The sequence below is a fragment of the Pseudomonas sp. ASL8 genome (genome assembly GCF_056680355.1).
Genome location: NZ_CM155278.1, coordinates 3,289,222 through 3,314,619, shown reverse-complemented (window position 1 = coordinate 3,314,619; position 25,398 = coordinate 3,289,222). Strand labels below are relative to the sequence as shown.

23 protein-coding genes are annotated in these 25,398 nt (G+C 58.0%); 15 read left to right on the top strand and 8 right to left on the bottom strand.

What is annotated here, in order from left to right; genetic code table 11:
• The first annotated feature begins 70 nt into the window (after positions 1-70).
• The gene (locus AC1MEA_RS15325) at positions 71-646 is read left to right on the top strand and encodes a glutathione S-transferase (protein ID WP_480918151.1); all 576 of its coding nucleotides are present in this window, start codon (positions 71-73) and stop codon (positions 644-646) included.
• On the opposite strand, the gene AC1MEA_RS15320 is transcribed toward AC1MEA_RS15325, so the two are convergent.
• The 6 genes from AC1MEA_RS15320 to AC1MEA_RS15295 form a co-directional block, all read right to left on the bottom strand.
• The gene (locus AC1MEA_RS15320; RefSeq protein WP_480416663.1) at positions 632-1,822 is read right to left on the bottom strand and encodes a hypothetical protein; all 1,191 of its coding nucleotides are present in this window, start codon (positions 1,820-1,822) and stop codon (positions 632-634) included. The two genes, AC1MEA_RS15325 and AC1MEA_RS15320, sit on opposite strands and share 15 nt — an antisense overlap.
• A 150-nt stretch (positions 1,823-1,972) precedes the next feature.
• Complete coding sequence (locus AC1MEA_RS15315) at positions 1,973-2,965, bottom strand: tetratricopeptide repeat protein (protein ID WP_480416662.1); 993 nt, start codon at positions 2,963-2,965, stop codon at positions 1,973-1,975.
• Entirely contained in the window at positions 2,950-6,276 is a 3,327-nt protein-coding gene (locus AC1MEA_RS15310; protein ID WP_480416661.1) for a LysM peptidoglycan-binding domain-containing protein, read from the bottom strand. The genes AC1MEA_RS15315 and AC1MEA_RS15310 overlap by 16 nt, the downstream gene beginning before the upstream one ends.
• Positions 6,273-6,422 (bottom strand): hypothetical protein, encoded by a 150-nt coding sequence (locus tag AC1MEA_RS15305; protein WP_480416660.1) that lies wholly within the window; start codon positions 6,420-6,422, stop codon positions 6,273-6,275. The genes AC1MEA_RS15310 and AC1MEA_RS15305 overlap by 4 nt, the downstream gene beginning before the upstream one ends.
• 220 nt (positions 6,423-6,642) lie before the next feature.
• Entirely contained in the window at positions 6,643-7,812 is a 1,170-nt protein-coding gene (locus AC1MEA_RS15300) for a patatin-like phospholipase family protein (protein WP_480416659.1), read from the bottom strand.
• 53 nt (positions 7,813-7,865) lie between these two features.
• On the bottom strand, positions 7,866-8,798 hold the full coding sequence (locus AC1MEA_RS15295; RefSeq protein ID WP_480416658.1) for a lipid A biosynthesis lauroyl acyltransferase: 933 nt from the start codon (positions 8,796-8,798) through the stop codon (positions 7,866-7,868).
• A gap of 133 nt (positions 8,799-8,931) precedes the next feature.
• On the opposite strand from AC1MEA_RS15295, the gene minC reads away from it, so the two are divergent.
• From minC to AC1MEA_RS15260, 7 genes are all read left to right on the top strand, one after another.
• A complete protein-coding gene (gene minC / locus AC1MEA_RS15290; RefSeq protein ID WP_219061519.1) occupies positions 8,932-9,672 on the top strand; it encodes a septum site-determining protein MinC in 741 nt (246 codons plus the stop codon).
• A gap of 201 nt (positions 9,673-9,873) precedes the next feature.
• Positions 9,874-10,689: a septum site-determining protein MinD gene (gene minD / locus AC1MEA_RS15285; RefSeq protein WP_219061520.1), complete on the top strand. Its 816-nt coding sequence runs from the start codon at positions 9,874-9,876 to the stop codon at positions 10,687-10,689.
• Positions 10,686-10,940, top strand: a complete 255-nt coding sequence (gene minE, locus AC1MEA_RS15280) for a cell division topological specificity factor MinE (protein ID WP_219061521.1) — start codon at positions 10,686-10,688, stop codon at positions 10,938-10,940. Before minD ends, minE begins: the two co-directional genes overlap by 4 nt.
• A 94-nt stretch (positions 10,941-11,034) precedes the next feature.
• On the top strand, positions 11,035-11,670 hold the full coding sequence (locus AC1MEA_RS15275) for an RluA family pseudouridine synthase (RefSeq protein WP_219061522.1): 636 nt from the start codon (positions 11,035-11,037) through the stop codon (positions 11,668-11,670).
• A gap of 100 nt (positions 11,671-11,770) precedes the next feature.
• Positions 11,771-13,060, top strand: coding sequence for a M18 family aminopeptidase (locus AC1MEA_RS15270; RefSeq protein ID WP_219061523.1), 1,290 nt, complete (start codon positions 11,771-11,773; stop codon positions 13,058-13,060).
• 104 nt (positions 13,061-13,164) lie between these two features.
• Complete coding sequence (locus AC1MEA_RS15265; protein ID WP_480416657.1) at positions 13,165-13,329, top strand: hypothetical protein; 165 nt, start codon at positions 13,165-13,167, stop codon at positions 13,327-13,329.
• A 137-nt stretch (positions 13,330-13,466) separates the two neighbouring features.
• Positions 13,467-15,650, top strand: coding sequence for a mechanosensitive ion channel domain-containing protein (locus tag AC1MEA_RS15260; protein WP_480416656.1), 2,184 nt, complete (start codon positions 13,467-13,469; stop codon positions 15,648-15,650).
• A 36-nt stretch (positions 15,651-15,686) separates the two neighbouring features.
• Here the strand turns inward: AC1MEA_RS15260 and AC1MEA_RS15255 are convergent, their stop codons facing one another.
• Positions 15,687-16,403: a UTRA domain-containing protein gene (locus tag AC1MEA_RS15255; protein ID WP_219061526.1), complete on the bottom strand. Its 717-nt coding sequence runs from the start codon at positions 16,401-16,403 to the stop codon at positions 15,687-15,689.
• 364 nt (positions 16,404-16,767) lie between these two features.
• Here AC1MEA_RS15255 and AC1MEA_RS15250 point away from each other — a divergent pair, with 364 nt between their 5' ends.
• The 6 genes from AC1MEA_RS15250 to AC1MEA_RS15225 all read left to right on the top strand — a co-directional run bounded on the left by AC1MEA_RS15250 (position 16,768) and on the right by AC1MEA_RS15225 (position 22,103).
• Positions 16,768-17,835: an ABC transporter substrate-binding protein gene (locus tag AC1MEA_RS15250; protein WP_219061527.1), complete on the top strand. Its 1,068-nt coding sequence runs from the start codon at positions 16,768-16,770 to the stop codon at positions 17,833-17,835.
• Positions 17,836-18,002: 167 nt separating this feature from the next.
• A complete protein-coding gene (locus tag AC1MEA_RS15245; protein ID WP_480416655.1) occupies positions 18,003-18,809 on the top strand; it encodes an alkaline phosphatase family protein in 807 nt (268 codons plus the stop codon).
• A complete protein-coding gene (locus AC1MEA_RS15240) occupies positions 18,806-19,651 on the top strand; it encodes an ABC transporter permease (protein ID WP_449634916.1) in 846 nt (281 codons plus the stop codon). The genes AC1MEA_RS15245 and AC1MEA_RS15240 overlap by 4 nt, the downstream gene beginning before the upstream one ends.
• A complete protein-coding gene (locus tag AC1MEA_RS15235) occupies positions 19,638-20,438 on the top strand; it encodes an ABC transporter permease (RefSeq protein WP_219061530.1) in 801 nt (266 codons plus the stop codon). The genes AC1MEA_RS15240 and AC1MEA_RS15235 overlap by 14 nt, the downstream gene beginning before the upstream one ends.
• On the top strand, positions 20,435-21,424 hold the full coding sequence (locus AC1MEA_RS15230) for an ABC transporter ATP-binding protein (RefSeq protein ID WP_480416654.1): 990 nt from the start codon (positions 20,435-20,437) through the stop codon (positions 21,422-21,424). The genes AC1MEA_RS15235 and AC1MEA_RS15230 overlap by 4 nt, the downstream gene beginning before the upstream one ends.
• A 25-nt stretch (positions 21,425-21,449) precedes the next feature.
• Positions 21,450-22,103, top strand: a complete 654-nt coding sequence (locus AC1MEA_RS15225) for an HAD family hydrolase (RefSeq protein WP_219061532.1) — start codon at positions 21,450-21,452, stop codon at positions 22,101-22,103.
• A gap of 58 nt (positions 22,104-22,161) precedes the next feature.
• Here AC1MEA_RS15225 and AC1MEA_RS15220 read toward each other — a convergent pair whose 3' ends face one another.
• On the bottom strand, positions 22,162-23,124 hold the full coding sequence (locus AC1MEA_RS15220; RefSeq protein ID WP_219061533.1) for a zinc-binding dehydrogenase: 963 nt from the start codon (positions 23,122-23,124) through the stop codon (positions 22,162-22,164).
• Between the two features lie 139 nt (positions 23,125-23,263).
• Between AC1MEA_RS15220 and AC1MEA_RS15215 the strand changes: the two genes are divergently transcribed.
• Positions 23,264-25,342, top strand: a complete 2,079-nt coding sequence (locus AC1MEA_RS15215) for a carboxy terminal-processing peptidase (RefSeq protein WP_480416653.1) — start codon at positions 23,264-23,266, stop codon at positions 25,340-25,342.
• Positions 25,343-25,398 lie beyond the last annotated feature (56 nt).

Sequence of the window (25,398 nt, the reverse complement as noted above, 5' to 3'; positions counted from 1 at the left end):
AGACCCGTTGTCGAGCGCAGTGAACACCGCGACGCCGATTCTTTACTCTTTCCGGCGCTGCCCCTACGCCATGCGTGCGCGCATGGCGTTGTTTTACGCGGGCTGCGCACTGGACATTCGCGAAGTCAGCCTCAAAGAAAAGCAGCCGCACATGCTCGCCTGTTCACCCAAAGGCACTGTGCCCGTCCTGATCTGTGAGGGAGGACGCGTGATCGACGAGAGTCTGGGCATCATGCGCTGGGCACTGGCGCTCAACGACCCCGATGACTGGCTGCTGGCAAACGACCCGCAGGCCCAGAGAGACATCGGGGCATTGATCGAAGAAAACGATCACGTCTTCAAACGCCATCTGGATCACTACAAATACGCGGTCCGCCATCCTGAACACTCGCAGGAACACTACCGCGACCTGGGTGCGGTGTTTTTGCAAATGCTTGAAGAGCGCCTGCAACAACGGACCTTCCTCACCGCTGAGCACGTGACGCTGGCCGACATCGCTCTGGCGCCCTTTGTGCGGCAATTCTGCTACGTCGACCCCGACTGGTTCTGGCAAAGCCCCTACCCTCGCCTACGGGCCTGGTTACAGCGCTTTCTCGAGTCGGCGTTATTCATGAGCGTGATGACCAAGCCCTTACTTGGCCGATAAATAACGTTTCATGGTCTTCTGGGTAGTGACCTTTGCCATATAAGAGCACTCAGGGCACCAATGGCCATTACGTATGATTGCCAGGCTGGTATGCCAGCCATGCCCTCGTCCGCACAGCCAATGCATTTTTGTGTAGCAGTTCTCGTATTCGGTGGACAGGCATTCCCCGCCTCTCGCTCGCGCGGCCTGATGGGCATCGTCGAGGCTTAGCCTGCTCTTTGGGCACCGCTTGCACCAACCACCTTGTCGGATACCCCCCATCCGGGCAAGCCAGCGATGCCCGTTCTGGCATTGCCATTGAAGATTGATTTGGGCATTTACATACTCAGTGGACAGGCATTGTCCCCCTTTCGCCGCCGCGGCCCGATGCGCGTCATCAAGAGTGAGCGTCTTCGCCTTCAGGTGGCATTTCACACACCAGCTGCCATGCAAGGCGCTCGATCCCAACCTCGTCCACTCATGCCCGGCATCGCAACGAAAGCGATAGTGATGCTTTACGCCCAGGTATTCCTGGTCAAGGCAGACCCCGCCATGGCGTTCAGCCACTTCACGCAAACGTGCCAGTCCATCCACCCCCTTTTCATGGATAAGTCTGGGTTGAATCGCGCACTCATGGCACCACGCACCGCCCATGATATTGACGCCTAGAGACTCCCAGACGTGCCCTTGGGCACAGCGAAAACCATACCGTTGACGGGTACTGGTGTAAGCATCAGCCAAACATACCCCGCCGTGCTGCGCAGCGATCTGCTGCAAACGGGTCAGGCCGTTGGAGAACCCCTTGAGGTTTCTGGCCTTGTCGCGTTTGCAGACGCTGCAATCCGGGTGCAAGCCCATGGTCGAAGATTTACGCTGCCACGTGTGCCCCTGCGAACAACGAAAGTTATGGGGCACGCCATAACCCCGCCACTGCTCATCCAGCCAGGTCACCCCGGCTTCCAGGGCAATGGCGCGGACCCGCTCCGTAAAGCGATCCTGAATGCACTCCTGACAACTCTCCTGGCTTCGGCTCATCCGCCTCGGGGTCTTGAGAAAAACATGCCCTTTAGAACAGACAAAACGATGCAGCTCGTTCCAGCCCAGCCACGTACTTTCCAGGCACCCCAACTGCTGTCGGTTAGCGGCGGCACACAAGGGTTCGGTTTGATCGAGTACAGGGTGTTTGGCCGTTGACATGGCAGTGTGTCGCCCACAAAAAAGTTCGGAAGAACTGCAAGATGCGGCGACACAGGAGTGGTTTCAATAAGGTGGGCGCAGGTAGGGAGTTGTCTTGCGAAGTTTAAGGATGGGTCCTACGTGCGTTGACGTGGGAGTGTCCAGCGACCATTAATATCCGTACTTAGGCGGAAATCTCGACAGCGGCGGATGGGTTTTCGCCCACTCTTTGGCGTACGCCTTGCCGGCTTCGATTTGTTCGGAGGTCATTTTGGCTGCGACCCTTGGCAGTACTTGCCCTCCGTAGCCAGGCGATGACGGCCCTCTGCCGGGGTCCGCTTCTGCCATAAGCAGTGTCAGACCGTAGGCTTTTACCAGATCAAGCGGGTAGCCGACTTCGTCGGGCATATGCGCCGTCCACGCGGCATAGTCGGACATGGCGCCAAAGTCTCCGGCTTTGGCCGATTTCTCAATCCAATAAGCAAAACCTTGACGGTCTCCGCGCTTATTCAGCAGATCGGCGTAACTGTTCATACCGGGTGGATAGCCACTTTCCGCCGAGGCCTTGTACCATTTCTCTATTTCTTTTTTCCGGTTGCCGGGGATCAGAAAAGTGCCAACACCTTCTTTATATAAAGAGCCGAGCCATTCCTGCGCATCAGGGAAGCCGGACTCCGCTGCTTTGACTAACCAATCAAAATGACCGGTTATCATGAAAAGTTGCTGCATGGCCTCACCATCCCCCTGAGCGACTCTTTCTTTGGCCAGTGAGCGAGCGCTTTCCAGCCACTCTTGAGGTGTTTTTATATCCGCCGGGCAGTTCTCCATGATGTGGCAAAGGTCATCACCTTTATTGGACAATCGCATCATGGCGTAAATATCGCCTTTTTCGGCGGCGGCTTCGTACAGCTCCTGAGCTCTCGGCGTTATAATTTTTTGGTTCCGCCTAAGAATTTCAGCCAAGTAATACTGTGACTCCGTGTCCCCAGCCTCGGCTGATATTTCAAGAAAAGGGCTTGCCTTTGCACTCTTGATCATATTTAAGAAAAATAGACCTTGGCTGCGCGCCTCTTCTTGCTCTGGTGTTAATTGAGCCCATGCACAATTACTTAACAGAAATAATAGACCGGCTATTTTCACTGCGACAGTCAATATTTTGGCCATGGTGCCAGCTCCGTTCCTGCATCTGGGTCCCAGAATTTTGTCTGTGATGAAAAATCACAGACAGTGTCCATCGCCTCGCCCAATCGACGCCTCGCTTTTCTATAACGTTCTTGCATATTCCTATCTTGTTGTCGCTCACCAGCATTTGCCGCCATGAAATTACTCATCCGGTATACATTTTCACAGTAAATAAACTTGGGATTATCCGGCTTATTAAAGGATGAAAAACGCAGCACTGCTTTGCCAAACCGCTCTTGCGCCGAGGCCAGGCTTTCATAGCCGATCGTGTTATATGCGCTTGCCGTGGCAAGCTCATAGATGGAAGTTAAAATGATTTCGATCGCGTGCTGCTGCAATAAATGGCATTGCTGCGCTGTATACCTCACCGTCCTTGTGCCACCCATATCGCCCTGCGCTTCTACTTCAAACGCCCTTGGCCTTTGAAGTAGCGTATCCAGCAGCGACCCCAACCCCTCTGGCGTCAAGGTTGAATACCACCTTTTCAATTCCTGATCGTCTTGTTTATCAAAAATCTCATGAGCCATCGGCCCCGCCCGCCCCCCAGCCTTTATCGCGTCATACACCCGACTCACAACGTTATACCCCCGCAAGAACGCCCACTGCATGTCCACACCCAGCGCGCTAAGCAGTTGCAGTTTGCTGAAGTACGCGAAGGCCTCCGGTTGTACCCAGACCATTTTCTTATAGTTGTTTTCAACCAGGGCTTTATTGAAGATATCCAGGATCTGGATAATCGCCTTGTAGCCCACGACGAAGTTGAAAGCGCCTTGCACGCCAACACCGGCGACAGCGGAGGCGTTCATGCGCAGGATCACGTAGCCGTTTTGCAGGGACAGGTTAAGCCCGGCCTTGGTGCCGACACCTAATGCGGCGGAGGCGTCGATGCCCAGGGTGGCGAGTTCCAGCCAACCGTCGTTGTCGACGTGTTTCTTGAAGATCGGGTGGCGCAGGGTCAGCAGGTCGTCGGGCGGCGCCCAGAGCAGTGAGCCATTGATTTTGACCCCACCCTGTACGCCAGCGAACAGGTTGAACTGTCCGCCGAGGAGGTCGTCGTGGCGGATGTAGGGTCTCAGGCCGGTTTCTGCGCGGCTGAGGCGGCGCTCCGCGTCGCGGCCGGTGTCCAGGCCTAGGTCGTCGTTTTCCTGTTTGTTCGGGCCCACACGCAGGTTGGCGCTGAGCATCATTGAGGCGCCGGCGAAGCCCCAGGCCTTGATGCTGCCGGTCAGGCAAACCTTTCCGAACTTGACGATACCGTCTGCGACTTTCTGGCCCTGGTCGTCGTTCTCGTTTTTGTAGCTCAGTGTCATGTTTTCCGCGTCAGCCCGCCCAGGCAACTCAAACGAGGCCACCTCAATTTCGCCCTGCGCCAGATTGACATCCATTGTCACGTTGGCCGACGCGCCCAGGCCTTTTTTCAGGCTGACGCTGGGGGCGAGGACTTGGCTGGCGAGTTGCACGCTGCTTGGGGCCGGGGTCAAGCAGCGGATCAAGCGCGCTTGCGGGCTGTTATCGAACAAGCGCAACGGGCCGAGGGTGCTTTGCTTGAACAGTATCTGGCGCAGGTCTTCACCCCACGCGTCGAAGGTGGCGTCGTCGCGCAGGTTCTCGATGTAGATCTGTTCGTTCTTGATGTAGCGCTTGAACGTTTCAGGCTGGAAAAAGCCGTTGCGGTCGAACCAGCCGTCCTGGATTTCAATGGGCCGAGCGTCGTTCATTTTCAGCCAGGAGGTGAACAGGTCCGGGTCGGCACTCGTATTGCCCGCAGTCACTTTGACGGTGGGGTCTTTGGCTTGGGCCAGTGCTTTGTTCAGGTCTTCCTTGAGCAGGTCACGGGTGCGTTGGTTGAGGTGGTTGAGTACGTCGGTGAGGCTCAAGTGGCGCAGGCGTGTGCGCTCGGTAGGCACGCTGATTTCTCGCAACGGAAAGTGGGTACGCACCAGCCGTTGTTGCGGTTGTGGCGCGAAGGTCTCGGGGTTCCAGAGCAGATGACGCAGGGGTTTGGAATGTTTGACGAACGCTTCGGCCTTTTTCTTCAGCGCCTGCTCTTGGGCTTCAAGTGCCTGCCACTGCACGGCTTCCGTGGAGAACAGGCTGCTCGGAGGCTGTTGTTTGGCAACATTGACCCAATTGTCGAATGATTTTTCGACGTGTTGATCCAAGGCTGCTTTTTGCCTGAGCAAGGCGTGGTATTTCTCGTACGCCTCAAACCCTTGCTGAATCTCCCCGCTGTCGCCTTGCAGGGCGTACTCGGGCAAGGCCAGGCCGTAGGCGGCGGCTTCGAGAAGGGTTTTTGTGAATTCGGAATAGTGAAATTGCTTTCTATGTGTCAACAGCCACTGCTCGGCATCCAAACGTAGCGGCGCGTTTCGGTTGTAGGTGTATTTCAGATCGGCTTTTAGCGTGTCGTATTCCTTTTGAAACTCAGCTATTTGCTCCTGACTAAAGTGCGGCTTACCAAGATCCACCAGAATCTGGCGCTGTTTGAGGTAGCGCTGGATGATCTCGCGAGCGTTCATCGCCTCGGCGCTGTACAGATGACCGTCTTCAAAACTGTAGCCGCGTTCGCGGGCGATTTTATGGCCCTTGGCATCGAGTGCAGCGTGTTGCTGACGCAATGGCTGATAAGCACGCTGCCGTTCACCTACGTACTTGCGCTGTTCGCCCGACATGTTCGGCGTGTTATCGATATTCAGGCCGTTCTGCGCTTTGGCCTCTGCTTGTGTGCGTTCAATCTCGCCCCTGATCGTCGACAGCTCATGCTCGATTTCCAGATACCGCTGACTGTCCTGAGCATCGAGAAAGCTGCTGGTTTTGGGTTCAAGAAAGGGCTCCAGCAGACCCGCGTCATTCAGGGCGTTGATGCGTGAGTCGGGATCGGTGGTCAGCAGTTTTTTTTGCAGACCATCGGCAGCGGCGACCAGCGTATTCAGGGTGTGTTCGCGCAACAGCCAGAAGCGCTCCTGGCCGACTTCGTAAATAACGTCGGCGTAATGGGTGTCTCGCGTGCACGGCTGCTCGCCGCAGAAATTGACGGTGCAGTGTTCCGGCGGCGCGGCAACGGGATCGAGGTGCAACACCTCCAGGGCGCGGGTGTCTGGTGCGGGCGGCGGGCTGTCCGCCATGGGTGCGTCGGCGGTGTCCGGCACGTTCAGTGTCCAACCCGTGCGGATGTAGTTCGGGTTGTTGATAAAGGGATTGAGGCGCCGTAATTCGTCGACACTGCTGTTCAATCGCTGCGCGAGACCGCTGAGGGTGTCGTCTTCCTGGACGGTATAAATGTGAGTGGTCATGGCTGTAATCCCTGTAGCAACTGCTCGACCCGACGGTGTGGCCGCTCGCGCGAGGTAAGGATCGGGAGCAGGTCTTCGCGCTCACGCATGTCGCCGTGGGTGAGCAGCCCGGGATAGTTTAGAAACCGGATGATCGCGTCAGACATAAGCCATCCTTTGATAGGTCTGCCAGAAAGGGCGAAACATGCCGTGGATGACGAACGGGTTCAATGCGGGGAGATACGAAGGAGACGTTTCCGGGGTGGTTTGAGGATGAGTCCTACACATACGACGAGAGGGTAGGTAGCACCCGTAGCATTTGCTACCAGTCCGGAGGACTCTGCCGGGGACGGTTTGAACGGTGAAAGCGCCCGCCGGGGCGCTTCCTCAAGCCAGCCTTAAAAACCGCTTCAACTGGTCACTCTGGGCCAGGGCATCGCGTCGGCCCAGTTCGATCAACTCACTGCAATACCCGGTTTCGAACAGCAGGTAACTCAGCACGCCGGCGCCGCTGGTTTTAGTTGCGCCCGGCCCGCGCAAGAACATGCGCAAGGCGGCTGGCAACTCGTGCCGATGACGTGCAGCGATTTCGTCCAGCGGCTGACTGGGCGCAATCACCAGCACGTCGACCGGTGCCAGACCCAACGTGCGCACAGGCTGTTGCAGAGACAATAAATGACTCAACTCATTGAGCCGTTCCAGCAATTCAATGTCGCTTTCCAGGCTGTCGATAAAGGTGCTGTTGAGCATATGCCCGCCAATCTGAGCCAGACTCGGCTGCGCGCCCCGTGTTGGCCGGTGCAGCGGACCTTTTACTTCGACACTGCGCGGATTGCCGCTGACCCCAACCACCAGCACCCGATTCGCGCCCAAGTGCAGCGCCGGGCTGATAGGCGCTGATTGACGTACAGCTCCGTCGCCGAAATATTCCTGCTCGATCTTGATCGGTGCGAACAGCAAGGGGATCGCTGAGCTGGCCAGTAAATGATCGACCGTCAGTTGCGCCGGCAAGCCGATACGCCGATGACGCAGCCAGGAGTCGATGGAGTCCTTGCCTTGATAAAAGGTTACCGCTTGTCCAGACTCATAACCAAACGCTGTTACCGCCACGGCACGCAGGTGCCGGGCTTCGATGGCGTGGTCGATACCGCCAAGGTCCAGACGGGCGTTGAGCAGGTCGCGCAAGGGCGAGCTGTTGAGCAACGCCACGGGGACTCGCGAGCCAATGCCCATCAGATGGTGGCCGACGAAGCGGCCGGCTTGATGGACCACCCCCGCCCAATCGCTACGCAGCACCTGATGACTGCGAAAGCCCTGCCAGAATTCGGTCAATTGGTGAACGGCGGCGCAGAAGTGCGAAGCACCGCTGGCCAACTTCACGGCATTGATGGCGCCAGCCGAGGTGCCGACGATCACCGGGAACGGATTTGGAGCACCGGCAGGCAACAAATCAGCTATCCCGGCCAGTACGCCGACCTGATAAGCCGCCCGTGCACCGCCCCCGGAAAGAATCAGCCCGGTGATCGGCTCTGCGGAAGAGATCTCAGCGGCACTCATGACCGCCCTTCTATGACGCGTGAACGCATTTTTATTATTCAGCCTGTTTAGTGTCAGCCACGCTTCTTATACAGCTTCGGCTCGCCCGCTGGTCGGCTTTTAAAGCGTCGATGCGCCCATAAGTACTGAGACGGACACTCGATGATGGCGCGTTCGACCCACTGATTGATCCGCAGACAATCCGCCTCGTCGCTTTCGCCGGGGAAATCGCTCAGCGGTGGATGAATTACCAGTCGATAACCACTGCCGTCGGCAAGGCGTTGCTGGGTAAACGGCACCACTTGAGCACGACCCAGCTTAGCGAACTTGCTGGTGGCGGTCACGGTCGCCGCCTGAATCCCGAACAGCGGCACGAACACGCTCTGCTTGGCGCCATAATCCTGATCAGGCGCGTACCAGATGGCCCGGCCAGCGCGCAGCAGCTTGAGCATGCCACGCACGTCTTCACGCTCGATGGCGAGGGAATCCAGATTATGGCGTTCACGGCCGCGACGCTGAATGAAGTCGAACAGCGGGTTTTTGTGCTCGCGGTACATGCCATCAATGGTGTGCTGCTGGCCGAGCAAGGCCGCGCCGATTTCCAGCGTGGTGAAGTGCAGCGCCATGAGAATCACACCCTGCCCCTCCAACTGCGCCTGTTTGAGGTGCTGTAGGCCTTCGATATGGGCCAGTTTGGCCAACCGCTGGCGCGACCACCACCAACTCATGGCCATCTCGAAAAAAGCGATCCCGGTGGAAGCGAAATTTTCCTTGAGCAGCTGTTTGCGCTCGGCTTTCGACAGATGAGGGAAGCACAATTCCAGATTGCGCGACGCAATACGCCGACGGTCACCGGCAAAACGATACATCACCGCACCCAGCGTCCGACCAACGGCTATGAGTGTGCGAAACGGCAACTGAACGATCAGCCAGAGCAGCCCCAGCCCCAGCCATAGCGGCCAGAAACGTGGTAGAAGAAAACAAGCTCGAAAACGCGGGCGATCCATTACAGCTTCCGTAAAGATAAGGGCCGCGCATTCTACATCGGTTCGGCGACATCGGTTCGGCTTGGCTTGCGACAAGCGAGCGTTCTCGTTATAAGTCTCGGCACTTTTAGCGACAAGCTGCTTTGTGCCGACCATGAGCCAAATCGAATTGCAAGACCAGGATCCTGTGTTCCAGCTGAAGGGCAGCATGCTTGCCATTACCGTGCTTGAGCTGGCCCGAAACAATCTTGAAAGCCTTGATCGCCAGTTGGCGGCCAAGGTTGCCCTGGCACCGAACTTCTTCAGCAACACCCCGCTGGTGCTGGCCCTGGACAAGCTGCCCGCTGGCGAAGGCGCGGTCGATCTGCCTGCGTTGATGCGTGTGTGCCGGCAACACGGCCTGCGCACCCTGGCGATTCGTGCCAACCGCATCGAAGACATCGCTGCCGCCATCGCTATTGACCTGCCCGTCCTGCCCCCTTCGGGTGCACGGGAACGTCCGCTGGAACCGGTCGAAGGCGAAGCCGCGAAGAAAAAAGCGGAAAAGCCGCCTGAGCCGACCCTCAAACCGACCAAAATCATCACCTCCCCCGTGCGTGGTGGTCAGCAGATTTATGCCCAGGGCTGCGACCTGGTGGTCATCGCCCCGGTCAGTCCCGGTGCGGAACTTCTGGCCGATGGCAACATCCATGTATATGGCCCTATGCGCGGAAGAGCATTGGCCGGGATCAAAGGTGATACCAAGGCACGGATTTTTTGCCAGCAGTTGGGCGCCGAACTGGTCTCGATCGCCGGGCAATACAAGGTTTCCGAAGACCTGCGCAGAGATCCGCTGTGGGGGGCCGGGGTACAGGTCAGCCTGTCCGGTGAAGTGTTGAACATCACCCGTCTTTAACGGATACTGCCGCCATTTTAAAGCATCCCTGATTCGTCGCGAAAACGTAGCAAAAGAAGTCGGAAGTCGGAAAAGCCAAGGTTTCCCAACGGTTAAACCTCTGATTCAGGGGTTCTCGATTTCCAGTATTGCTCGACTGTTGTCGTTTCAAGGGATGCCCTTCAGGGACTAACCGTCCTTTTCCTCTAGGGGTGAAACACCTTGGCCAAGATTCTCGTGGTTACATCCGGCAAGGGTGGTGTGGGTAAGACCACCACCAGCGCCGCTATCGGTACCGGTCTCGCTTTGCGCGGCCACAGAACAGTGATCGTCGACTTCGACGTCGGCTTGCGTAATCTTGACTTGATCATGGGCTGCGAACGCCGCGTGGTTTACGACTTCGTCAACGTCGTGAACGGTGAAGCAACCCTCACCCAGGCACTGATCAAAGACAAACGCCTGGAAAATCTTTACGTGCTGGCCGCAAGCCAGACCCGTGATAAAGACGCCCTGACTCAGGACGGCGTTGAAAAGATTTTGATGGAACTCAAGGAAACCTTCGAATACGTGGTCTGCGATTCCCCTGCGGGCATCGAGAAAGGCGCGCATCTGGCGATGTATTTCGCCGACGAAGCGATCGTTGTGACCAACCCGGAAGTGTCTTCGGTACGTGACTCGGACCGCATGCTCGGCTTGCTGGCGAGCAAGTCCCGTCGTGCCGAGAAGGGTGAAGACCCGATCAAGGAACACCTGTTGCTGACCCGCTACAACCCAGAGCGTGTCACCAAGGGCGAAATGCTTGGCGTCGAAGACGTCGAAGAGATTCTTGCGATCCGTCTGCTGGGCGTGATTCCTGAGTCGCAGGCAGTCTTGAAAGCCTCTAACCAGGGTATCCCGGTCATCCTTGATGACCAGAGCGACGCCGGTCAGGCGTACAGCGATGCCGTGGATCGCTTGCTGGGCAAGGAAGTTGCACACCGTTTCATCGATGTGCAGAAAAAGGGATGGTTTCAGCGAGTCTTTGGAGGCCGTGAATGAATATTTTTGACTTCTTTCGTGACCGTAAGAAGGAAAGTACAGCTTCGGTAGCGAAAGAGCGTCTACAGATCATCGTGGCGCACGAACGCGGCCAACGCAGCACCCCGGATTACCTGCCGGCTTTGCAAAAAGAGCTGGTTGAAGTCATCCGTAAATACGTCAACATCGAGTCTGAACAAGTGCATGTCGCTCTGGAAAACCAGGGCAGCTGCTCGATCCTCGAACTCAATATCACCCTGCCAGATCGTTGATCCGGCGGGTGCCTGCGGCGGTATTTCGGACCTTTTGAACAGAAGGGTCTGAATACCGCCGTTGGCGTTTCCAGCGTTTCGAGGCCCGTTGCACATGCCGTTGTCGAACATCCGCATCATTCATCAGGACGCTGGCGTTCTGGTGGTCGATAAACCGACCCTGCTGCTTTCCGTTCCCGGCCGTGCCGAGGACAACAAGGATTGCCTGATTACCCGCCTGCAGGAAAACGGTTACCCCGAGGCCCGCATTGTCCATCGCCTGGACTGGGAAACCTCCGGCATCATCCTGCTGGCCCGCGACGCAGACACACACCGCGAGCTGTCACGGCAGTTTCACGACCGTGAAACTGAAAAAGCCTACACCGCCCTGTGCTGGGGCCAGCCGGAACTGGACAGTGGCAGCATCGATTTGCCTCTGCGCTATGACCCGCCTACCAAACCCCGGCACGTGGTCGATCACGAATTCGGCAAGCACGCACTGACATTCTGGAAAGTGCTGGAGCGCTGCGGTGATTACTCCCGTGTCGAGTTGACGCCGATTACCGGTCGCTCACACCAACTGCGCGTACACATGCTGTCCATCGGCCATCCGCTGTTGGGCGACGGGCTGTATGCACACCCGCAAGCGCTGGCTGCTTACCCACGCCTGTGTCTGCACGCCAGCATGCTCAGCTTCACTCACCCACAAACGGGTGAGCGGATGCGCTTCGAGTGCCCTGCGCCGTTTTGATTGCACGCAATCCGGACCGGACGCACATGCAAATCCCCACAAGGTCGGCGTCAGTCACAAGATACGGTAAACTCGCGCCACTGCTGTCTGGAGTAACCTAATGCGCGAAGAGTTGAACCAAGGCCTGATCGATTTCCTCAAGGCCTCCCCCACCCCCTTTCATGCCACCGCCAGCCTTGTTCAACGCCTGGAAGCGGCGGGTTATCTACGTTTGGATGAACGCGAAACATGGGCCACCGAGGCTGGCGGGCGCTATTACGTCACCCGCAATGATTCGTCGATTGTCGCCTTCAAGCTGGGCCGCCTATCGCCCTTGAACGGCGGCATCCGCCTGGTCGGTGCCCATACCGATAGCCCGTGCCTGCGGGTCAAGCCGCAGCCCGAGCTACAGCGCCAGGGTTTCTGGCAACTGGGTGTCGAGGTCTACGGCGGGGCATTGCTAGCGCCGTGGTTCGACCGTGATTTATCGTTGGCCGGGCGCGTGACCTTCCGCCGTGATGGCAAGGTCGAAAGCCAGCTGATCGATTTCAAACTGCCCATCGCCGTGATCCCGAATCTGGCGATCCACTTGAACCGCACGGCCAATGAAGGCTGGGCGATCAACGCCCAGAACGAGTTACCGCCCATTCTGGCGCAGGTGGCAGGCGATGAGCGTGTAGATTTCCGCGCCCTGCTGACTGATCAATTGGCCCGCGAACACGGCTTGAATGCTGATGTGGTGCTCGACTACGAGCTGAGCTTTTACGACACTCAAAGTGCTGCGATCGTCGGCCTGCACGGTGATTTCATCGCTGGCGCACGCCTCGATAACCTGCTGTCGTGCTTTGCCGGCGTACAAGCCCTGCTCACCGCCGAAACCGACGAAACCTGCCTGCTGATCTGCACTGATCACGAAGAAGTTGGCTCCAGCTCCGCGTGTGGTGCAGACGGTCCGATGCTGGAACAAATTCTTCAACGCCTGCTGCCTGAAGGCGATGACTATGTGCGCACCATTCAAAAATCGTTGCTGATCTCGGCCGACAACGCCCACGGCGTCCACCCGAACTACGCTGACAAGCACGACGCCAATCACGGTCCGAAACTCAACGCCGGCCCGGTGATCAAGGTCAACAGCAACCAGCGCTACGCGACCAACAGCGAAACCGCCGGTTTCTTCCGCCATCTGTGCATGGCCGAAGAAGTCCCGGTACAAAGTTTTGTGGTACGCAGCGACATGGCCTGTGGCTCGACCACCGGCCCGATTACAGCCAGCCACTTGGGTGTGCGCACCGTCGATATCGGCCTGCCTACCTTCGCCATGCACTCGATTCGCGAGCTGGCAGGCAGCCAGGATCTGGCGCATTTGGTGAAAGTGCTTACCGCGTTCTACGCCAGCCACGAACTGCCTTGATCCGGCAAATCGTCTTCGCGGGCTGGCCTGCGAAGACGATCACTTGGTCCGTCTGCAAAAACCCACCTAGACTGAGACTATCGAACCAGACAGGTGCAGTGCTCATGGATCCGTTCCACTCGATGCTAATACCGATAGTCACCGGCATGCTCATGCTGTGTGTGGGCTTCTCTTACCAGGAGCGCGGTGTCGGTGTGCTCTTGCTCTGGCTGGGCATGGTCTGCATCCTCGGGACGGTGGTTTACAAACTCCTCGACAAACTGGTGTAAGCCGCGAGGCGTGTGGCGTGCATCGCCACACGCCGTCTATACAATGCGCTCGCCAAGCCTAAGCGTCACTCGTACACTCGCCAGTCATTGCCTGATGACACCGGGCATTTTTGTGTTGATTTGAGGTTCACCGCCCAGTGCCTGTTTTTGTCCGACTGTTCGCTCTCCCGCGCCTGTTTCTGATCTGTCTGCTGGCCTTGATACCCATTGGTGCCGCTCAAGCCCTAAGCCTGCCGGGGTCGCTGGGTGGCTCGCAGAAAGGCCAGCCGCAAGCGCAGGAACCTCTTGGGCAATCGCTTGATGAAGTGATCAAAACGCTGGAAAACGATCAACAGCGCACCAAACTCCTCGACGACCTGAAAAAACTCCGCGACACCACCAAAAAAGCTCAACCAACCGCCGAAGAAGGCGTGCTCGGGCTAATCGGAAGCACCCTGTCCGGTTTCGAGAAGCAGTTCAGCGGGGATGACAGCCCGATTCAACGGTGGTCCGACGAGCTGAGCCTGGCGCAGGAAGAGCTGCGGGGGCTGATGCTGCCCGCCAACCAATGGCTGCCGGTCATCTTCGGTTTCGCCCTGGTGATACTGCTCTGGAGCCTGCTGGCTGCCGCGCTGATCTGGCTCAGCCATCGGGTGCGCCTGCGCTTTGGTCTGCCTGAAGAGCTGCCACAACACCCTCGCACCTGGGACATGCTGCGCTTTGCCCTGCGCAAACTGGGGCCGTGGCTGGTGGCCCTGGTGATCACGGTGTACTTGAGCTATTCCCTGCCCTCTTCGCTGGGCAAGGATTTGGCCATGGTGCTGGCGTATGCCTTGGTGGTCGGCACGCTGTTCTCGGCCATTTGCGTGATTGCCTTTTCCGTTGTCGATGGCCCTCATCGCCGCCGAGCCCTGTATATCCTGCGTCATCAGGCGTTTCGCCCGCTGTGGTTGATCGGCAGCTTTGCCGCCTTCGGCCAGGCGTTGAGCGACCCGCGCCTGATCGCCAGTCTGGGCGAGCACCTGGCGCACACCGCAGCAACCCTGGCCAACGTGCTGGCCGCGATCTCCACGGGGCTGTTCATCCTGCGATTCCGCCGCCCCATCGGCCACTTGATCCGCAACCAGCCGCTGTCCCGTCGCCTGACCCGTCGCGCCTTGAGCGACAGCCTCTATATCCTGGGTTCGTTCTGGTATGTACCGGCATTGATGCTGGTGGCGGTGTCACTGTTCGCCACGTTCTTCTCTGCTGGCGATACCAGTACTGCGCTGCGTCAGGCCTTGATCTGCGCGGTATTGCTGGTGCTGTGCATGGTCATCAATGGCCTGGTGCGCCGTCATGCGCAACGGCCATACCATGGGCAAAAACGTCATGCGCTGTATTCGGACAGACTGAGAAACTTCTTCTATACCCTGGCGCATCTGTTGGTCTGGTTGCTGTTCATCGAGCTCGGCCTTCGCGTGTGGGGCTTGTCGCTGATTCGTTTCGCCGAGGGTGACGGCCACGAAGTCAGCGTCAAGCTGTTCAGCCTGGGCGCGACATTGCTGTTCGCCTGGCTGGTGTGGATCCTCAGTGACACCGCCGTGCATCATGCCTTGACCCGGTCACGCAAAGGCCTGGCCAATGCCAGGGCGCAAACCATGATGCCGCTGATCCGCAACGTGCTGTTCGTGGCGATTTTCATCATCGCCTTGATCGTCGCACTGGCGAACATGGGCATGAACGTGACCCCTCTGCTGGCCGGTGCCGGGGTTATCGGCCTGGCCATCGGTTTCGGCGCACAGTCGTTGGTGGCGGATCTGATCACCGGCCTGTTCATCATCATCGAGGACTCATTGGCCATCGACGACTACGTGGACGTCGGCGGGCATTTGGGCACGGTCGAGGGTTTGACCATCCGCACGGTGCGCTTGAGGGATATCGATGGCATCGTCCACACCATTCCGTTCAGCGAGATCAAAAGCATCCAGAACTACTCGCGGGAATTCGGCTATGCGATTTTCCGCATTGCGATTCCGTTCAGCATGAACATCGACAACGCGATCAAACTGGTTCGTGAGGTCGGGCATAAAATGCACAGTGACCCGTTGGAGCGGCGCAACATATGGTCGCCGCTGGAGATTCAGGGGGTCGAAAGTTTCGAATCCGGCAGCGCAGTCCTGCGGGCGCGCTTCAAGACGGCGCCGATCAAACAGTGGGAAGTCTCGCGCGCCTTCAACTTGTCGCTTAAACGCCATCTGGATGAAGCCGGACTCGATTTGGCAACCCCACGCCTAAGCGTGCAGGTGAGCACCGGCGGCGGTAGCGTGATTGGCGTTGGAGCGGTCAAGGAAAGGCAATGATCGCTACCAGGCAAGGCGTGACGACATAATCGCGCCCTACCCCGGCACCACCGCGCTCACATGAATCGCATCATGGCGCCAATACTCAAGGTCGCAGTCGATCAAACGGCCTTGCTGATCATAGTTGACCCGGGCAATGCGCAAGCCCGGGCTGCCAACAGACACTTTCAATGCTGCTGCCGCCTCGACCTGCAAGGCCGTCGGCACCATCTCGAAACGCACCTGGCCATACCGCAAGCCGTAACGGCTGGCGTATAACTCGGTCAGCGACTGGCTCAAATCGACATCAAGTATCTGGGGAAAGAACTCCGGGTTGAGGTAGTGCTCAACGTACAACACCAGTCGTTGATCAATGCGCCGCGCGCGACATATCTGGATCACGCTGGATAACGCTGGCAGTTGCAACCAGGCACATACCGCCGCCGACGCGGGCTGCAGACGCGCTGAAATCACCTCCGTCGAAGGCACTCGTCCCTGAGCACTGACCATGGCGTGAAAATGGCTGCGGCGCATCAAGTCGTAAGCCAGACGCGGCGGCGAGATAAACCAGCCTCGTCGCTCCTCGCGATAAACCAGCCCCTGGGCCTCCAGCTGCAACAGCGCTTCACGCACGGTGATCCGCGTGGTGCCAAACAACTCGCTGAGTTTGCGCTCGGCAGGCAGCTTGCTACTGGCCGGCAACAAGCCATGCTCAATCTGTTCCTGCAAGGCCAGACCGATGGCTGTCACCGCCTTTGGTGCATCTTCGCGCATCAACGTTACCTATCTGGACTAGTCCAGCGCTGTTTATGAGCAGGACCGAGCATGAATATCGCTCCTGTGAGTATCGGTCAGCCTAGACAAAGCACATGACTGATCAATGACAAAGCTGCTGAGCCGCAGCCTGAGACGGTTGTTCCAGATTAACAAAACCGATGAATATCAATATTTTAGCCATGGTCTACGCTTACCTAGCACTGACCTGCCTTAGCTGATGGATACCCTTGCAGGAGTGATGCCGACATCAAAGTGTCATTCAGCAGGCTTAAATTGGCTCAGGTATTGCTGACCTAGACCAACCCAACCGCACTAACGTCGATAAAAACGTAGCGTTGAAAACGCCCAAAAGGAGCTTCGGATGAAACATCTTTTCCTGGCATCACTGTTAGGTTCGACCATTGCCCTGTGCACAGCAGCCATGGCTGCTGATACCGACTTGAAAACCCTGGAGGCCGCGGCTAAAGCGGAAGGTGCGGTCAACAGCGTCGGCATGCCCGATAACTGGGCCAACTGGAAAGGCACCTGGGACGACCTGCTGAAAAACTACGGCCTCACCCATATCGACACCGACATGAGTTCGGCCCAGGAAGTCGCTAAATTCGCTGCGGAGAAAGACAACGCCAGCGCGGACATCGGCGATGTGGGTGCAGCCTTCGGTCCTATCGCGGTAAAACAGGGCGTGACCCAGCCGTACAAGCCAAGCACCTGGGCTCAAATCCCGGATTGGGCGAAAGACAAAGACGGTAACTGGGCACTGGCCTATACCGGCACCATCGCGTTCATCATCAACAAGAAATTGCTCCATGGCTCCGACGCCCCCAAAACCTGGGCTGACCTGGAGAAAGGCAAGTACAAGGTCTCCATCGGTGACGTGAGCACCGCCGCCCAGGCCGCCAACGGCGTGCTGGCTGCTGCCATTTCCAAAGGTGGCGATGAAAAGAATATTGAACCAGCACTGTTGATGTTCGCTGAAATCGCCAAGCAGGGGCGCCTGTCGCTGTCCAACCCGACAATCGCCACAATGGAAAAAGGCGAAATCGAAGTGGGCGTGGTCTGGGACTTCAACGGCCTGAGCTACCGCGACAAGATGGTCAATCCTGACGATTATGAAGTGCTGATCCCCTCCGATGGCTCGGTGATTTCCGGCTATACCACCATCATCAACAAATACGCCAAACACCCGAACGCCGCCAAACTGGCGCGCGAATACATCTTCAGCGATGCCGGCCAGACCAACCTGGCGCGGGGCAATGCCCGTCCGATTCGTGCTGAGCACCTCACGCTGCCGGCTGAAGTACAAGCCAAGCTGCTGCCTAACGAGCAGTACAAACACGTGAAGCCGATTGCCGACGCAGATGCCTGGGAAAAAACCTCGAAAAGCCTGCCGAAAAAGTGGAACGAGCAAGTCATCATTGAAATGAAATAAGACGTCTGTTCGCAGGCAGGCCCGCCCCCACACGTGTAGGAGCGCGCTTGCCCGCGATGGCGGTTTGTCAGACGCAGAAGGTCCTACGGCCCTTATCGCGGGCAAGCGCGCTCCTACAGACAGCTGCATTCATGCGCTAATACACCCGCGAACCCGGAGCCTTGCCCATGAAACACAACGTCATCCTGGTCGTGCTCGATGGTCTTAACTACCAGGTCGCCCGACATGCCATGGGACACCTTCAGGCATACGCAGGTGCAGAACGCGCCGCCCTGTACAGACTGGAATGCGAACTACCGTCGCTGTCCCGACCGCTGTACGAGTGCATCCTTACCGGCGTGAAACCGATCGACAGCGGTATCGTGCACAACAACGTCTCACGCCTGTCGAATCAGCGCAGTGTGTTCCACTATGCCACCGACGCCGGCCTCAGCACTGCCGCCGCTGCTTATCACTGGGTCAGCGAACTGTATAACCGCTCACCGTTCGTTGCCGCTCGCGACCGCCACACTGACGACACACACCTGCCGATCCAGCACGGGCACTTCTACTACGCCGATCACTATCCGGATTCACACCTGTTCGCCGATGCCGAAAGCCTGCGCCTGCGCCACGCGCCGAACTTCATGCTGGTACACCCTATGAACATTGACGACGCCGGGCACAAGCACGGCCTCGATACCCCGCAATACCGCAACAGTGCGCGCTCTGCCGACATCATCCTCGCCGACTACCTGCAAGGCTGGCTAGACGCCGGCTACCAGGTGCTGGTGACCGCTGATCACGGCATGAACAACGACCGCTCGCACAATGGCCTGCTCCCGGAAGAACGCGAAGTCCCCCTGTTCATGCTCGGCGATGCCTTCAGTTTCGATAGCAATGCCCAACCGAAACAGACTGATCTGTGTGGCACGGTCTGCGAACTGCTCGGCGTCCCTCATGACAAGCCTGTATGCCGGGAGTTGTTAAAATGAACTCAATCACCCGAGGCAAATGGCTGGCGGCCCTGTGTCTGGTGCCCTTCGCCGTGTTTTTCATCGTATTCCAGATCGCCCCGCTGGCCTGGGTCGTGATCCACAGCCTGCAATCGGAAGACAACGGCTGGGGCCTGGCTAATTTTACTGAAGTGTTCAGCTCTAGGTTCTACCTGCAAGCGATCCAGCACAGCCTGGAGATCAGCTTCTGGTCCAGCGTGTTCGGGATCATCATCGCCGTGCTCGGCAGTTACTCGCTGCGCCGGGTCGACTCGCGACTGCGTAACTTCGTCAACGCCTTCGCCAACATGACCAGCAACTTCGCGGGTGTGCCGCTGGCCTTCGCCTTCATCATCCTGCTGGGGTTCAACGGCAGTATCACGATCATGCTCAAGCAAGCCGGAATCATCGAGGACTTCAACCTGTATTCCAAAACCGGGCTGATCATCCTCTACACCTACTTCCAGATTCCATTGGGAGTGCTGCTGCTCTACCCGGCCTTCGACGCCCTGCGCGAAGACTGGCGCGAATCCGCGGCCTTGCTCGGGGCCGACAGCTGGCAGTTCTGGCGGTATATCGGCCTGCCCGTGCTGACACCGGCGCTGATCGGTACTTTCGTGATTCTGCTGGCCAATGCCCTCGGCGCCTACGCCACCGTGTACGCCCTGACCACAGGCAACTTCAACGTGCTGCCCATCCGTATTGCCGCCATGGTTTCAGGCGACATCAGCCTCGATCCGAATATGGCCAGCGCCCTGGCCGTAGTGCTGGTGGGCCTGATGACCCTGGTGACCCTCGTGCATCAGTGGCTTTTGAAGAGGAGTTACCATGTCTCGCGCTGAACCGGGCTCCGCCGTCCTCTACCACCGCGTCGTGGTGTACCTGCTGTTCATCATTCTGTTGCTGCCCTTGGCAGGGACACTGATTTACTCGATTGCCACCAGTTGGTCGGCAACTATTCTGCCCAGCGGCTTTACCGTCAAATGGTATGTAGAGCTGTGGAGCGACCCGCGTTTCCTCCATGCATTCGGCCAGTCGCTGCTGGTATGTGTCGGCTCCCTGGTGCTGTCAGTGGTCCTGATCCTGCCGCTGCTGTTCGTCGTGCATTACCACTTCCCCAAGCTTGATGCGCTGATGAATATCCTGATCCTGCTGCCCTTCGCCGTGCCTCCCGTGGTGTCCTCCGTTGGCCTGTTGCAGCTCTATGGGTCCGGGCCTTTTGCGATGGTTGGCACGCCGTGGATTCTGATCGGCTGCTATTTCACCGTGGCGCTGCCGTTTATGTACCGGGCGATTACCAACAACCTGCAAGCGATTAACCTGCGCGACCTGATGGACGCCGCGCAACTGCTCGGTGCCAGCACCTGGCAGGCCGCGTTCCTGGTGGTGCTGCCAAACTTGCGCAAAGGCCTGATGGTCGCGTTGTTGCTGTCGTTCTCCTTCCTGTTCGGTGAGTTCGTGTTCGCCAACATCCTGGTCGGTACGCGCTACGAAACCCTGCAGGTCTACCTGAACAACATGCGCAACAGCAGCGGTCACTTCACCAGTGCGCTGGTGGTTTCCTACTTCTTCTTTGTGCTGGTGCTGACCTGGGCGGCCAATCTAATGAACAAGGACAAAAGCCAATGAGCTTCGTCAGCGTCGATCACCTGCAAAAGAGCTACGCCGGCACCGCCGTGTTCAGCGACATCAACTGCGACATCAAGAAAGGCGAGTTCGTGACCCTGCTCGGCCCTTCCGGGTGCGGCAAATCGACCCTGCTGCGCTGTATCGCCGGTCTGACGGCAGTTGATGGCGGCAAGATCCTGCTCGACGGCCAGGACATTGTCCCGCTCAGCCCGCAGAAGCGCGGCATCGGCATGGTGTTTCAGAGCTATGCGCTGTTCCCCAACATGACCGTCGAGCAAAACATCGCATTCGGTCTGCGCATGCAAAAGGTCAACGCCGACGACAGCCGCACGCGAGTCGCCGAAGTACTGAAACTGGTCGAACTGAACGACTTCGCCGCACGCTACCCGCACCAACTGTCAGGCGGCCAGTGCCAACGGGTTGCGCTGGCGCGTTCACTGGTGACCCGACCACGCCTGCTGCTGCTCGATGAGCCGCTGTCGGCGCTGGATGCACGGATTCGTAAACACCTGCGCGAACAAATTCGTCAGATCCAGCGTGAATTGGGGCTGACGACGATTTTCGTGACCCACGATCAGGAAGAGGCGCTGACCATGTCAGACCGGATTTTCCTGATGAACCAGGGCCGGATCGTGCAAAGCGGCGATGCTGAAACGCTGTACACCGCGCCGATCGACGTGTTTGCCGCCGGTTTTATAGGCAACTACAACCTGCTCGACGCCGACAGCGCCAGCCGCCTGCTGCAACGGCCGATCAACAGTCGACTGGCGATTCGCCCGGAAGCCATCGAGCTGAGCCTGACCGGCGACCTGGACGGCGAAGTGCGCAGCCACAGCCTGTTGGGCAACGTGATCCGGTACCGGATCGAAGCCCGAGGTGTAGAACTGGTGGTCGACGTACTGAACCGTTCAGCCGCCGACTTGCACCCAAATGGCCAACGAGTAGCCTTGGCTATCGATCCGTCGGCGCTGTGTGAAGTAGCCTAGCCAAAATATTCAGAGGACAGCAGTAATGGCTTTAGCGATTTTTGATTTGGACGAAACCTTGATCCACGGCGACTGTGCCAGCTTGTGGAGCGAACAAATGGGTCGCCTCGGCTGGGTGGACGCTGAGTCGTTCATGCGCCGTAACGATGAGCTGATGGCCGCGTACAGCGCAGGCGAACTGGCGATGGAGGAGTACATGACCTTCAGCCTGGAGCCCATGGCCGGGCGCACGCCGGAAGAGGTCGCGCACCTGGTAGGCCCTTGGGTCGAAGACGTGATCGAGCCGATCATCTTCAGCGAGGCCTGCCGGGCCATCGCCGCCCATCGAGCGGCCGGTGACCGGATTTTAGTGATCTCAGCGTCAGGCACGCACCTGGTCAAACCCATCGCCGAACGGCTGGGCATTGACGAAATACTGGGGATCGAACTGGAGGTCAAACATGGCGTCTACAGCGGTGCAACATTGGGCGTACTGACCTACCGCGAAGGCAAGGTCACGCGCTTGCTGGAGTGGCTGCAAAACGAAGGCGAGACGCTGGAAGGCGCCAGTTTCTACTCTGACTCACGCAACGACATGGCGCTGCTGCTCAAGGTCCAATACCCCCGTGTCGTCAACCCGGACCCTGTACTGCGCGAGCATGCAGAAAAGGCCGGCTGGCCGATTCATAGCTGGAAGTGATAGCTGAATAAGCGGCCTGGCAGGCAGGCCGCTTAAGCGAATGACTTCACACGCTGTATCAGACCAGACTTTCGTCGATCACCAACACCAGTTTGCCTGACACCTGATTGGTCGCCAGCTCGGCGAAGGCCGCTTCGGCGTCTTTGATCGGGAACGTCCTGGCCAGTTGCGGCTTGAGGCGTCCTTCGACAAACAACGGCCACACGTGCTGACTCAGATCACTGAGCAAATCCGCTTTGAATTGATCATCACGGCTACGCAGGGTCGATCCCAGTATCTGCACACGCTTGACCAGCACTTGCGCCAGGTCCAGTTGCGCTTCGCGCCCGCCCATCAGACCGATCAGTACCAATCGCCCGTCAAGGTTCAGCACTTTGATGTTCAAGGCCGCGTAGTTGGCGCCCACCGGATCGAGAATGACGTCGAACGGGCCGAGGTCTTTCAAGCTTTCCAGGTTGTCGCTGCGCACGACCCCGCCCTGGGCCCCCAACGCTTCGCAATACGCCAGACGCTCGGCAGAGCCGACGCTCACCCAGACCGGGTTGCCGAATGCCTTGCAAAGCTGAATGCCAGCTGAACCAACACCACTTGCTCCGGCGTGCAGCAATACCTTTTCACCCGGCTTCAATGCAGCCAGTTGAAACAGATTCAGCCACGCAGTGGCATACACCTCGGGGATACCCGCCGCTTCCGGCAACGACATGCCCTCGGGAACCGGCAGCACATGCCGTCCGTCGACTACGACCTCTTCAGCCATGCCTCCGCCTGCGAGCAGCGCGCAGACTCTGTCCCCCACGTGCCAGGACGAACCCGAGCCGACTTCGCTGATCACCCCGGAGCACTCCATCCCGAGGGTTTTACTGGCTCCCGGCGGTGGCGGATACAGCCCGGCCCGCTGCAATAGATCCGCGCGATTGAGACCCGCCGCAGCGATCCGAATGCGTACTTGCCCTACATCACATGTCAGGTCGGGTTGTTCTACCCATTCCACATGTCCGTCAACGCCTTGCAATGCCTTCACAGTGCCTCCATAGTAAGTCTGGACTGAGCCGGTGCTATAGACGCACGGGCTTTTTGCATTATGCGACCGGATCCGACGGAACCGGCGACTTCAAAGACGGCCTAATATGCGTTATCAATTGTCCCCGCGTCGAATCAGCATGAAGCATTTTTTCCCCAGCACAGCGCTTGCCTTTTTCATTGGCCTCAGCGTGTTGCCGCTGTCCGCCAATACGTTCGCAGCCAATAGCTGGGATAACCTTCAGCCAGATCGCGAAGAGGTCATTGCCAGTCTTAACGTTGTAGAGTTGCTCAAAAGGCATCACTACAGCAAGCCGCCGCTGGACGATAAGCGTTCGGTCATCATCTACGAGAGCTATCTGAAGCTGCTGGATCCGTCCCGTAGCTACTTCATGGCCGGTGATATTACCGAATTCGACAAATGGCGCACGCAGTTCGACGACTTTCTCAAGAGCGGCGACCTGAATCCCGGCTTCACCATCTACAAGCGCTATCTGGATCGCGTCAAATCGCGCCTGAATTTTGCCTTGGCGGAACTGGACAAGGGCGTCGGCAAGTTCGACTTCACTGCTCAGGAAACCTTGCTCGTAGAACGCAAAGATGCCCCGTGGGCCAAAAATACTGCCGAGCTGGACGATCTGTGGCGCAAACGCGTCAAGGATGAAGTCCTGCGGTTGAGGATTGCCGGCAAGGAACCCAAAGCGATTCAAGAGCTGCTGACCAAGCGCTACAAGAATCAGCTGTCGCGTCTGGAGCAGACCCGCAGCGAAGATGTGTTCCAGGCCTACATCAACACCTTCGCCATGTCTTACGATCCGCACACCAACTACCTGTCGCCCGACAGCGCGGAAAACTTCGACATCAACATGAGCCTGTCGCTGGAAGGCATCGGCGCCGTGTTGCAGAGCGATAACGACAACGTCAAGATCGTGCGCCTGGTTCCGGCTGGCCCTGCCGCCAAAACCAAGCAAGTCGCCCCGGCGGACAAGATAATCGGCGTTGCCCAGGCCGACAAAGAGATGGTCGACGTGATCGGCTGGCGTCTGGACGAAGTGGTCAAACTGATTCGCGGGCCTAAAGGCTCGGTCGTGCGCCTGGAAGTGATTCCAGCCAGCAATGCACCGAATGACCAGACCAGCAAAATCGTCGCGATCACCCGCGAAGCGGTCAAGCTTGAAGAACAGGCGGCGAAGAAGTCGATCCTCAACCTCAAGCAGGATGGCCACGACTACAAACTCGGCGTCATCGAAATTCCGGCGTTCTATCTGGACTTCAAGGCCTATCGTGCTGGCGATCCGGAATACAAGAGCACCACGCGTGACGTGAAAAAACTGCTGACTGAACTGCAAGCCGACAAAGTCGATGGCGTGGTCATCGACCTGCGTAACAACGGCGGCGGCTCGTTGCAGGAAGCCACGGAATTGACCAGCCTGTTCATCGACAAGGGCCCTACCGTGCTGGTTCGCAACAGCGACGGCAAGGTCGATGTCCTTGAAGACGAAGCCAAAGGCGCGTTCTACAAAGGCCCGATGGCGTTGCTGGTCAACCGTCTGTCTGCCTCGGCCTCGGAGATTTTCGCCGGCGCCATGCAGGACTATCACCGCGCATTGATCATCGGCGGCCAGACCTTCGGTAAAGGCACCGTGCAAACCATTCAGCCGCTCAACCATGGCGAACTGAAACTGACGCTGGCCAAGTTCTACCGGGTTTCCGGCCAGAGCACCCAGCACCAGGGTGTACTGCCAGACATCGCGTACCCGTCGATCATCGACACCAAGGAAATCGGCGAGAGCGCCCTGCCCGAGGCCATGTCGTACGACACCATCAGACCGGCCATCAAGCCTGTTGTCGATCCGTTCAAACCGTTCCTTGCACAACTCAAGACGCGGCATGATGAGCGCTCGTCCAAGGACCCTGAGTTCATCTTTATCGAGAACCGTCTGGACCTGGCGCAGAAGCTGATGGCAGAGAAAACGGTTAGCCTCAACGAAGCTGAACGTCGCGCTCAACACGCCGACATCGAAGGCAAGCAGCTGGTTCTGGAAAACACCCGCCGCAAGGCCAAAGGTGAAGAGCCGCTCAAAGAGCTGAAGAAAGAAGATGAAGACGCGCTGCCGGTAGAAGACAAGACCAAACCCGAGGATGACGCCTACCTGGCCGAAACCGGGCGCATCCTGCTCGACTACCTGAGTTTGAACGCCGCTATCGCAAAGAAGTAAAAAGACAGGATGGGTGATCGTAAAATGCTGGCCATTTAGTTTTCTCTAGTGGCGTT

Coding starts and splice junctions, on each gene's coding strand:
- AC1MEA_RS15240 (WP_449634916.1), top strand. CDS start 18,806: ATGAACTCAATCACCCGAGGCAAATGGCTGGCGGCCCTGTGTCTGGTG.
- AC1MEA_RS15320 (WP_480416663.1), bottom strand. CDS start 1,822: ATGTCAACGGCCAAACACCCTGTACTCGATCAAACCGAACCCTTGTGT.
- AC1MEA_RS15250 (WP_219061527.1), top strand. CDS start 16,768: ATGAAACATCTTTTCCTGGCATCACTGTTAGGTTCGACCATTGCCCTG.
- AC1MEA_RS15230 (WP_480416654.1), top strand. CDS start 20,435: ATGAGCTTCGTCAGCGTCGATCACCTGCAAAAGAGCTACGCCGGCACC.
- AC1MEA_RS15325 (WP_480918151.1), top strand. CDS start 71: ATGCGTGCGCGCATGGCGTTGTTTTACGCGGGCTGCGCACTGGACATT.
- minE (WP_219061521.1), top strand. CDS start 10,686: ATGAATATTTTTGACTTCTTTCGTGACCGTAAGAAGGAAAGTACAGCT.
- AC1MEA_RS15265 (WP_480416657.1), top strand. CDS start 13,165: ATGGATCCGTTCCACTCGATGCTAATACCGATAGTCACCGGCATGCTC.
- AC1MEA_RS15305 (WP_480416660.1), bottom strand. CDS start 6,422: ATGTCTGACGCGATCATCCGGTTTCTAAACTATCCCGGGCTGCTCACC.
- AC1MEA_RS15225 (WP_219061532.1), top strand. CDS start 21,450: ATGGCTTTAGCGATTTTTGATTTGGACGAAACCTTGATCCACGGCGAC.
- AC1MEA_RS15270 (WP_219061523.1), top strand. CDS start 11,771: ATGCGCGAAGAGTTGAACCAAGGCCTGATCGATTTCCTCAAGGCCTCC.
- AC1MEA_RS15300 (WP_480416659.1), bottom strand. CDS start 7,812: ATGAGTGCCGCTGAGATCTCTTCCGCAGAGCCGATCACCGGGCTGATT.
- AC1MEA_RS15255 (WP_219061526.1), bottom strand. CDS start 16,403: ATGCGCGAAGATGCACCAAAGGCGGTGACAGCCATCGGTCTGGCCTTG.
- AC1MEA_RS15275 (WP_219061522.1), top strand. CDS start 11,035: ATGCCGTTGTCGAACATCCGCATCATTCATCAGGACGCTGGCGTTCTG.
- AC1MEA_RS15235 (WP_219061530.1), top strand. CDS start 19,638: ATGTCTCGCGCTGAACCGGGCTCCGCCGTCCTCTACCACCGCGTCGTG.
- AC1MEA_RS15215 (WP_480416653.1), top strand. CDS start 23,264: ATGAAGCATTTTTTCCCCAGCACAGCGCTTGCCTTTTTCATTGGCCTC.
- minC (WP_219061519.1), top strand. CDS start 8,932: ATGAGCCAAATCGAATTGCAAGACCAGGATCCTGTGTTCCAGCTGAAG.
- AC1MEA_RS15295 (WP_480416658.1), bottom strand. CDS start 8,798: ATGGATCGCCCGCGTTTTCGAGCTTGTTTTCTTCTACCACGTTTCTGG.
- AC1MEA_RS15315 (WP_480416662.1), bottom strand. CDS start 2,965: ATGGCCAAAATATTGACTGTCGCAGTGAAAATAGCCGGTCTATTATTT.
- AC1MEA_RS15245 (WP_480416655.1), top strand. CDS start 18,003: ATGAAACACAACGTCATCCTGGTCGTGCTCGATGGTCTTAACTACCAG.
- AC1MEA_RS15310 (WP_480416661.1), bottom strand. CDS start 6,276: ATGACCACTCACATTTATACCGTCCAGGAAGACGACACCCTCAGCGGT.